Source organism: Cardiobacterium sp. (genome assembly GCF_057314735.1).
In genome coordinates this window covers 1-8,319 of record NZ_DBHKZK010000040.1, presented here as the reverse complement: position 1 = coordinate 8,319, position 8,319 = coordinate 1, and the positions used below count along the sequence as shown (strand labels likewise).

The window sequence follows — 8,319 nt, the reverse complement described above, 5'->3', positions numbered from 1 at the left end:
GATACGACAGCAGTTATTTAAATCTGCCGCAGAACGGCTCCCTCCCCCGTGGGGGAGGGCTGGGGTGGGGGCAGGGATACAAATTCCAAAAACGTATACCTTTGCCTGATTTGGAAAGAGAACTAATAAAAGAACCGCCTGAAGCATTGGGCATTCAGGCGGTTTTTTGATGCGTGGCGAGTGTTTACAGACTTTCCACCAAGATGGCGCGTCCTTCGGTCGCGGCAATACGCTGGTCTTTCACCGCCGCATATTCGGGGCTGTCGTACCACGCGCGGGCAGATGCCATATCGGGGAAACGCAAGACGACCGCGCCATCAATCGGTGCACCTTCCAAAGCTTGATTGGCGCCGTTCAATACCAGAATTTCACCGCCGTAAGCCGCCAGCGTCGGTGCGGCCGTTTGCAGATATTGGGCATATTGATTGGCGTCCAGCATTTTGTCACGGATAAAAATCATATAAGCAGACACGGGTATTTCCTTTTCTTTGTTTACTGGTTTGTTTTACAGCGCCGCCATGTCAATCACATAACGGTAGCGCGCTTTTTTCTCAATCACGTCATTCCAGTATTGCTCAATCTGGTCGGGCTTGATGGTCTGAATTTGCGCGGCGATTTTGTGTTCCGCACAGAAATTCAGTACTTCGTTGATTTCTTTCATCGAGCCGGTTAGTGAACCGGCAAAATTGACACGGTTCAGTGCGGTCGTCATCGGATTGATGCCATTAACCTTGCTGACATCGCCGACGCCAATCAGGCACATCGTGCCGCCCACTTTCAGCGTGAGCAATATCGGGTCTATCTCGAATTGATAGGGTACGGTGGAGAAAACAAAATCCAGTTGGCGGCGGTATTGCGCCATTTTTTCTTCGTCATAATTCACCACTACATTCACCGCGCCAAAGCGTTTGGCATCTTCTGCCTTGTCGGCGGAGGTGGTGAAAACCACGACTTCCGCGCCCAATGCGGTGGCAATTTGCACCGCCATATGGCCGACGCCGCCCAATCCCTGCACACCAATTTTGCTGCCTTTGCCAATATGCCAATGTTTCAGCGGTGAATATGCGGTGACGGCCGAACAAAGCATCGGGGCAGCCACTTCCAGCGGCAATACTTCAGGAATGGAAGCTACAAATCGTTCTTTGACGACGATGCGATTGGAATAACCGCCTTGGGTAAAGCCGCCAGGATCGCGCGCTTCCGAAGTCGGATAGCCGTAAGTGAATACCGCGCCGCCATCGGTGATGCAATATTGTTCCTGCTCGCTCCGGCATTCGGCGCAATGCCCGCAGGAATCGACAAAACAGCCAACGCCGACGCGGTCGCCCACTTTGAAGCGGCTGACGTTTTTGCCGACCGCCGCAACCACGCCGGCAATTTCGTGGCCGGTCACTTGCGGCATCGCCTGCTGTTTGCCCCAAACGCCATGCGCGGTATGCACGTCGCTATGGCAGACGCCGCAATAACGGATTTCAATGGCGACATCGTCATCGCCGACCGGGCGGCGCTGGAAGGTAATTTTGTGCAATTTGCCGGAATAATCGCTGAAGGCATAGCCTTCGGCAGGAATAAGCGTCTTGTAATTCAGGCTGCTATTGCCGCTGGCCGAAGCGGCGCGGTTAATACCGAATGCGCTCATCAAGATGCCGGCAGCCGCCAGACTTTGGACGAGAATGCGGCGTTGCGGGCTGATTTCATTCATCGGAGATTCTCCTGATGGTGGGTGAAAGCGGCGCAGTGTACTGAAATTCCGGCGGCAAATACAGGCAATTATTGTGCAGATAATATGGCCATAAAAAAGGCTACCGTTGCCGGTAGCCCTGGAAGCACGAAAAAGAATGCCTGTATCAGGTAAAACGCGCTATCCATTGTTTGAATGACTGCATGAATTTTTCAATGGTATTGGTAACGTATTCGCCGACCAGTTCGCCCTGTTCATTCAAGGATTGGTGAATGCTGCCGAAATAGGTTTCGGGTGACGGCATGACCGCGCCATTCAATACGGTAAACGGTGTGCGCAGGGCATGATTCGCCGCCATGCCTCCGGCAAAGGAAGGGGAAACGGTAATAATGGCAATCGCCTTGCCATTCCACGCATTTTCACCCATCGGGCGGGAGCCGACGTCAATCGCGTTTTTCATCGCGGCGGGAATGCTGCGGTTATGCTCCGGGGAAATGAGCAGGATGCCGTCCGCCGCCTTGATTTGTTGGCGCAGACGTTGGTATGAAGCGGGTGAATCGACATCCCGGTCCTGGGTATAAAGCGGCAGGTCGCCGATTTCGGCAAAGGTAAAGTGGAACTGGTCGCGGTATTTGTCGGCAATGTATTGTGCGATGGTGCGATTGACGGATTGTTTCGCCAGACTGCCGACGATAATCAAGATGTTTTGCATGATGTTCTCCTGAATAAATGGGGGCGGACAGTTTAAGGCCATTGTGCGCGCAATCAAGTATGAAATGGGCAACGTCAGGTTGCGGCAATGAAACCACCGCTGCTGCTCCGCTTGGACGGATGACGCTTATTGAGCGACGGCGGGGCGCAGCGGGTGGTGCGATTTCAGCAACTGCTGGAAGCGCATTTCGCGCAGGAAAAAAGCGTGGCGTTTTATGCGGCCACGCTCGGCTGCACGGAAAAAACCCTGAGCCGCGACGCCTCGCGCTGCTGGGAAAGTCCGCCAAAACGCTGATTGGCGAACGGATTTTGCTGGAAGCGCAGCGCTTCCTCACTTACGGTAATGATGCGGTGAACCAGATTGGCTATCGCCTCGGCTTTGGCGAACCCACCAATTTCGTCAAATTCTTTAAAAAGCAGACCGCATTAACCCCGCAGCAGTTTCGCGAACGGGAGCGGTCAGTATGAAATATGAAAAAGCCGCCTGCATTACTGCAAGCGGCTTTTTTATTCCCGTATGGATTAAGCGTGCCGTATCGGTGCGGGACTGATGGGCATTTTGCGCAATACCCAATAATGCCAAATGGCAATGATTGTGCAGGCTATACCCAAAAGATAGAACAGCGGGCGGGAGAAGAAATCGCCTGCGCCGGTGGTGTATTGCCCCAAACCGGGCGGTAGGAAAGTGGCAATGGTGCCAAGGACAATAAAGAATGCCAGCCCCGATGAATGTTTGTAACGCACCCGTTTTTGCATGGTCAGCAGTGCGGGGCTGATGGCCATCATCACATTGGTGGAGATAAAGACGATGAGCATCAGTTTGTCATTGGTAAATGCGCGCACGGTACACATCAGGACAAAGCAGAACAGGGTCATGCCGAGCACCCACGCCGTTGCCTGCCGTTCGGTTACGGGCTGGTCGTAATATTTGCCAAGGGCTTCTTGCCGCTCGTATTTGACGGTAATGTAGAGCGAGTAAATTTCAAAGAGATTGAAGGCGGCCATGCCCATCCACATAAATTGATAGACAACGGAATCGTATTCAAAAAACCATTGCTTGAACAGTAGCACAAAGAGGAAATCATGCGCGAGGTAATAGGTATGCATATGCACCGGAAAGGGTGATGTGCCATTGCGCCGGGTCATGATGACACAGTAAATATATTCGATAAAGCCAAAGCCCATGCCGATTGCCATTACGGGTATCATCACTTCGGGATGCTGGATGACTTTTTCAACGAATACATCAGCGTTATAACTGGTGGGATACATTTATGGTTCCTGATTGGATAAAAATGTGGTTCAGTATTTATTGTATGAGACAACGGCTATTTTCATAATTTGTCTGCTAAGCCGTCCACCATTTCCCGCGCGACCGCATCCACGGTGACAGGCTTAAAGTTTTTGGCAAATATTTCGAGGAATTTGAAGAGCGGTACCAGTTTCGCCAGTGTATCGCTGCGGCCATTGCCATAAACAATCGTTGGCGCAACCACCACGGTGGGAATGCCGCTGTCTTTCAGCATTTGCGCCAGCCGTGCCTTGCCTTCCACAAAAGATTTCGGGCCGAGGATGCCGCCGATAAAGCCCATCGCTTTCGCTTTTTTCGCTTGCGCGATTTACAGCATGACCTGCGCTGGCAAATCATTGGCGCGAACGAATTCCGCCGGGTCTTTTGCCGGATGGCCGACGAAATCAATGATGCAATCGACTGTTTCCGGCAAGGTTTGCATGACCGCAGCGGCATCGCTGACATCCACCGCGATATTGTGAATGCGCACATCTTGCAGAATATTTTTGCCGCTGCGGGACAATACATAAAATTGCGCCTGCATATCGCGTTGCAGCCATTGCTCAATAACGTTACGGCCAATGTAACCATTGCCGCCAAGCATGACGATATTTTTTATGAAGATTCCCCCTTTTGGAATTGTTGATTAAGGATGTCGTTTGCCAGCGAGGCGGTCAGCGCCTGCAATCGCTGCAAGACAAGATTGGCATCCAGCGAGTAATAGCGCTCTTTGCCCTCCTGCGCGACCTGCACCAGCCCGGCCTGTAGCAGCAGTTTCAGATGATGCGACACCGCCGGGCGCGACAGGTGCAGCAGTTCGGTCAGCTCATTGACGTTCAGCCGCCCGTGTTCAAACAGGCGTGAGGCGATGATTTGTCGGTTCTCGTCGCCGAGCATTTCAAACATCGGCAGGCAGTCGCGCAGCAGATTCATGGTTTGCTCGCTCATAGATTCTCCCGTTTAAGAATGTAAGCGTATTTTTGGATTAAGTTCTTAAACCTTTCAACACGAGCGGCGCGCTTTTTTGCTTTCTGCATGAATTTTCATGACTTTTCAACGAGACCACAGCGATTGCTGAATCTGCCTCACAACCCCATGCAAGCGCACGCCATTTATCCCGCCGCCCGTGCGGCGTACCATGCACCCGTTCAATCCACCTGAGACACTCATGAACCCCGTCAATCAACAAGTCATCGTCCTCGTCGGCTCTGGCGCCATCGGCCAGGCCATCGTCCGCCGCGTCGGTATGGGCAAACAAATCCTGCTCGCCGACCTGCGCGAAGAAAACGCCCGCACCGCCGCCGATACCCTGCGCCTGGCGGGCTACCAGACGCACACCGCCGCGGTCAATATCGCCGAACGCGCCTCCATCGCCGCGCTGGTTGCCCGTGCGCAGACGCTCGGCGACGTCCACACCGTCATCAATGCCGCCGGGGTTTCGCCCTCACAAGCCGCGCCGCAGACCATCTTCGCCGTCGATCTGGTCGGCACCGCGCTCTTGCTCGAAGCCTTCGGCGACGTCATCGCGCCGGGCGGCAACGGCATCGTCATCTCCTCACAGTCCGGCTTCCGCCTTGGCAATCTGGATGAGGCCGACCAGCGCGCGCTCGCCACCCTGCCGCCGGAGCAATTGGCGGAACTGCCGCTGGTCAAAAACGAGACCGACTCGCTGCGCGCCTACCAAATCTCCAAGCGCGGCAATGCACTGCGTGTCGCCGCCGAAGCGGTGCGCTGGGGCAAACGCGGCGCGCGGCTGAACTGCATCAGCCCCGGCATCGTCTTCACCCCGCTTGCCAACGACGAACTGAACGGCGAACGCAAGGATTTCTACCGCACCATGCTCGCCAACCTGCCCGCCGGACGCGGCGGCACCCCGGATGAAATTGGCGCGCTGGCGGAATTTATTATGGGCGGCAATGGCGGCTATATCAGCGGCAGCGATTTCCTGATAGATGGCGGCGCGACAGCCCATTATTTTTTCGGCACGCCATAAAACCTTATCCCGCCATTTGCGGCGGGATTTTTGTCATTCAGAAAATAGCGCAATTTTGCAAACAGCGTTTTATGCGAAGTGCCTGCAAAGAAACCATTCGGAGATTTATAGCCATCCACCGAAAGTTTCAGACAAGGCGCGTCGCCGAAGACAGTACGCATTTGTACGGCGAGGCGACGCAACACCGTATGAGGCTTTCGGTGGATGGCTATATTAAAAAACCGGGCAGCCGCCCGGTCTAAAACATTCCCCCTACCCTTTCGCTCTTAATTCCGCAATTGCCTCATTGGCAAGCTGGTCGGCCATTTCATTGCCGGGGTGGCCGCTATGCCCTTTTATCCATTGCCATTCAATTTGATGCTGACTCACCAGCGCGTCCAGCTCCTGCCACAGGTCAACGTTTTTCACCGCCTTTTTGTCGGCAGTTTTCCAGCCGTTGCGTTTCCAGCCGGCAAGCCATTGGGTGATGCCGTTTTTCACATAATTGCTGTCGGTGGTCAGCACAATCGGGCAAGGCCGCTTCACCGCCCGCAGCGCGGCAATCGCCGCCGTCAGCTCCATGCGGTTGTTGGTGGTCATCGCTTCGGCGCCGTTAAGCGTTTTGCGTTGGTCGCCATAGCACAGCAGCACGCCCCAGCCGCCGATGCCGGGATTGCCCTTGCAGGCGCCGTCGGTATAGATGAGCAGCGGCGTGGTCATAGCGTCTCCGCGATGCGTTCGCCCATGCGGATTTTTGCTTCCCGCTCCAATACATCACGCTTCCAGCCGACGACGTCTTTTTCAAAGAAGAGAATCACGGTGGAGCCGAGGTTGAAGCGGCCGATTTCCGCGCCTTTGGCAAAGCGCAATTCTTCCGCGCTGTAGTCATAAAGGTTGCGGCTGCCGCGATCGGTGAGTTCGCCTTGCCAGACGGTTTCGATGCTGCTGACATTGAGCGCGCCAACCATCACCAGCGCCATTTTGCCGAACGGCGTCTCGAACAGGCAGACCGCGCGCTCATTGCTGCTAAAGATACCGGGAATGCGGTCAAGCAGCGGCAGCGACACGCTGTGTTTGTCGCCGGGACAGAAGCGCAGCGCGAGCAGGCGGCCATCGCAAGGCATATGAATGCGGTGGTAATCGTCCGGGGCAAGATACAGCGTCGCCGTACTGCCACCGGCGAAAGCGTCCGCCCATTCGTCGCTGCCGAGCAGGGTGGCGACGCTGTACGGCAGGCCTTTCGCTTGCAGCGTCATGCCGTCCTGCACCGTGCCGTAATGGGCGCAGCGGCCATCGACCGGGCTAACAATGGCGGCGTTGTCGCCATCAATCGGGCGCGCACCATCAGCCAGCGCGCGGGTGAAGAAATCATTGAGCGTCGCGTAGGCGTAGGGATTTTTCTCGGCGGCAAAATCGGTATTGGCGCCGGTCGCTTTCATATAGGCGCGGATGATGGTGTTTTTGACCAAGCGCGATTTGACCCGCGCGAGGCGATACATCAGCGCGCTCGACAAATGGCGGGGAATCAAGGTGTAAAGGTGGATATTCATGGTGGTTTCTTTCTGTAACGAACGGCGCGCAGTGTAGCGGCAAAGTGGCGGGTGCGCCATGCCGCCGCTGCTAGAATGCCGCCTTTCACTTCAGGGAGAACATCATGGCACCCCGCAATGACGACATGAGCAGCGTGATGGCGCTGCTGGAAATCCTGCGCCGAATGCCCAAAGTCGGCGCCATCAGCACGAAAGACATACAAAACCATCTGGCTGATGCGGGTTACAACCTCAGCGACCGCACCGTACAGCGCTACATGAATTTGCTTAGCGAACACTTCGACATCAAGCGCGACGAACGCAGCAAACCTTATGGCTATCGCTGGGAAAGCTACGCGCGCGGCCTCGAAATCCCCATCCTCAACGAACAAGAATCGCTGCTGCTGATGCTCGCCAAGGCGCAGCTCGAACACCTGCTACCGCCCAACGTCATGGCGAGCGTGCAACCCTTCTTCGCGCAGGCCGAGCGCAAACTCGTCTATGAGGCCGAAGGCAAGCCCGAACGCGAATGGCTCGGCAAAATCGCCGTCGTCCCCACCAGCCAACCGCTGTTGCCACCGCCGACAGACAAAAACGTGCTGGACACCATTGGCCGCGCCCTCTACCAAAACCGCTGGCTCGACATCCACTACCGCAACCAGGCTGGCCGCGAACACGACCGGCGCGTCATGCCGCTGGCGCTGGTACAACAGGGCAGCGTGCTCTACCTCGTCGTCCAGTACGACGGCTACGAAGACAAACGCCACCTCGCCGTGCACCGCATCCGGCAGGCGCGCATCAGCACCATGACCTTCCAGCGCCCGCCGTTTGACCTCGCCGCCTACTGCAATGAAGCCCGCTTCGGCTACGGCGACGGCAGCAAAATCCGCCTCACCTTCAGCATCCGCCACGGCGCTGGCTACCACCTCACCGAAACCAAACTCGCGGAAAACCAGATTATTCTCGAAGAAGACCAAGAGCATTACCGCATTCAGGCGGAGCTGGTGGACAGCGACCTGCTCGACAAATGGCTGCTCGGCTTCGGCGATGACATTTGGGACATCGAAAAAATCCCACTGTAGGTGGTGTCCTAAAATGTATGCTGATAAACGGCGGGCAAACAAAAAGCAACGGA

At 55.5% G+C, this 8,319-nt stretch carries 10 protein-coding genes and 1 pseudogene; 3 read left to right on the top strand and 8 right to left on the bottom strand.

From position 1 onward, the window contains the following. Positions 1–184: 184 nt before the first annotated feature. The 3 genes from ACO54Z_RS04955 to ACO54Z_RS04945 all read right to left on the bottom strand — a co-directional run bounded on the left by ACO54Z_RS04955 (position 185) and on the right by ACO54Z_RS04945 (position 2,393). Entirely contained in the window at positions 185–472 is a 288-nt protein-coding gene (locus ACO54Z_RS04955) for a DUF1330 domain-containing protein (RefSeq protein ID WP_485996020.1), read from the bottom strand. A gap of 33 nt (positions 473–505) precedes the next feature. Beyond that, on the bottom strand, positions 506–1,702 hold the full coding sequence (locus ACO54Z_RS04950; RefSeq protein WP_485996019.1) for an NAD(P)-dependent alcohol dehydrogenase: 1,197 nt from the start codon (positions 1,700–1,702) through the stop codon (positions 506–508). 145 nt (positions 1,703–1,847) lie between these two features. Then, positions 1,848–2,393, bottom strand: coding sequence for an NADPH-dependent FMN reductase (locus ACO54Z_RS04945; RefSeq protein ID WP_485996018.1), 546 nt, complete (start codon positions 2,391–2,393; stop codon positions 1,848–1,850). Between the two features lie 59 nt (positions 2,394–2,452). Between ACO54Z_RS04945 and ACO54Z_RS04940 the strand changes: the two genes are divergently transcribed. Beyond that, positions 2,453–2,860 (top strand): helix-turn-helix domain-containing protein, encoded by a 408-nt coding sequence (locus ACO54Z_RS04940; RefSeq protein WP_485996017.1) that lies wholly within the window; start codon positions 2,453–2,455, stop codon positions 2,858–2,860. 54 nt (positions 2,861–2,914) lie between these two features. Here the strand turns inward: ACO54Z_RS04940 and ACO54Z_RS04935 are convergent, their stop codons facing one another. The 3 genes and pseudogenes from ACO54Z_RS04935 to ACO54Z_RS04925 all read right to left on the bottom strand — a co-directional run bounded on the left by ACO54Z_RS04935 (position 2,915) and on the right by ACO54Z_RS04925 (position 4,631). Then, on the bottom strand, positions 2,915–3,664 hold the full coding sequence (locus ACO54Z_RS04935) for a hypothetical protein (RefSeq protein ID WP_485996016.1): 750 nt from the start codon (positions 3,662–3,664) through the stop codon (positions 2,915–2,917). A 62-nt stretch (positions 3,665–3,726) separates the two neighbouring features. Next, a pseudogene (locus ACO54Z_RS04930) lies at positions 3,727–4,302 on the bottom strand (NAD-dependent epimerase/dehydratase family protein). Continuing rightward, entirely contained in the window at positions 4,299–4,631 is a 333-nt protein-coding gene (locus ACO54Z_RS04925; RefSeq protein ID WP_485996015.1) for an ArsR/SmtB family transcription factor, read from the bottom strand. The pseudogene ACO54Z_RS04930 and the gene ACO54Z_RS04925 overlap by 4 nt, the downstream one beginning before the upstream one ends. 220 nt (positions 4,632–4,851) lie before the next feature. Here ACO54Z_RS04925 and ACO54Z_RS04920 point away from each other — a divergent pair, with 220 nt between their 5' ends. Beyond that, entirely contained in the window at positions 4,852–5,676 is an 825-nt protein-coding gene (locus tag ACO54Z_RS04920) for an SDR family oxidoreductase (protein WP_485996014.1), read from the top strand. A 252-nt stretch (positions 5,677–5,928) separates the two neighbouring features. Here the strand turns inward: ACO54Z_RS04920 and rnhA are convergent, their stop codons facing one another. Beyond that, on the bottom strand, positions 5,929–6,375 hold the full coding sequence (gene rnhA, locus ACO54Z_RS04915; RefSeq protein ID WP_485996013.1) for a ribonuclease HI: 447 nt from the start codon (positions 6,373–6,375) through the stop codon (positions 5,929–5,931). Next, the gene (asd, locus tag ACO54Z_RS04910; protein ID WP_485996012.1) at positions 6,372–7,205 is read right to left on the bottom strand and encodes an archaetidylserine decarboxylase; all 834 of its coding nucleotides are present in this window, start codon (positions 7,203–7,205) and stop codon (positions 6,372–6,374) included. The genes rnhA and asd overlap by 4 nt, the downstream gene beginning before the upstream one ends. Positions 7,206–7,309: 104 nt before the next feature. Here asd and ACO54Z_RS04905 point away from each other — a divergent pair, with 104 nt between their 5' ends. Continuing rightward, a complete protein-coding gene (locus ACO54Z_RS04905; protein ID WP_485996011.1) occupies positions 7,310–8,266 on the top strand; it encodes a helix-turn-helix transcriptional regulator in 957 nt (318 codons plus the stop codon). Positions 8,267–8,319: the final 53 nt, after the last annotated feature.

What these genes read in the sequence shown, in the direction of transcription:
- ACO54Z_RS04925 (WP_485996015.1), bottom strand. Translation starts at nt 4,631, where the DNA reads ATGAGCGAGCAAACCATGAATCTGCTGCGCGACTGCCTGCCGATGTTT.
- rnhA (WP_485996013.1), bottom strand. Translation starts at nt 6,375, where the DNA reads ATGACCACGCCGCTGCTCATCTATACCGACGGCGCCTGCAAGGGCAAT.
- ACO54Z_RS04940 (WP_485996017.1), top strand. Translation starts at nt 2,453, where the DNA reads ATGAAATGGGCAACGTCAGGTTGCGGCAATGAAACCACCGCTGCTGCT.
- ACO54Z_RS04935 (WP_485996016.1), bottom strand. Translation starts at nt 3,664, where the DNA reads ATGTATCCCACCAGTTATAACGCTGATGTATTCGTTGAAAAAGTCATC.
- ACO54Z_RS04920 (WP_485996014.1), top strand. Translation starts at nt 4,852, where the DNA reads ATGAACCCCGTCAATCAACAAGTCATCGTCCTCGTCGGCTCTGGCGCC.
- asd (WP_485996012.1), bottom strand. Translation starts at nt 7,205, where the DNA reads ATGAATATCCACCTTTACACCTTGATTCCCCGCCATTTGTCGAGCGCG.
- ACO54Z_RS04945 (WP_485996018.1), bottom strand. Translation starts at nt 2,393, where the DNA reads ATGCAAAACATCTTGATTATCGTCGGCAGTCTGGCGAAACAATCCGTC.
- ACO54Z_RS04905 (WP_485996011.1), top strand. Translation starts at nt 7,310, where the DNA reads ATGGCACCCCGCAATGACGACATGAGCAGCGTGATGGCGCTGCTGGAA.
- ACO54Z_RS04950 (WP_485996019.1), bottom strand. Translation starts at nt 1,702, where the DNA reads ATGAATGAAATCAGCCCGCAACGCCGCATTCTCGTCCAAAGTCTGGCG.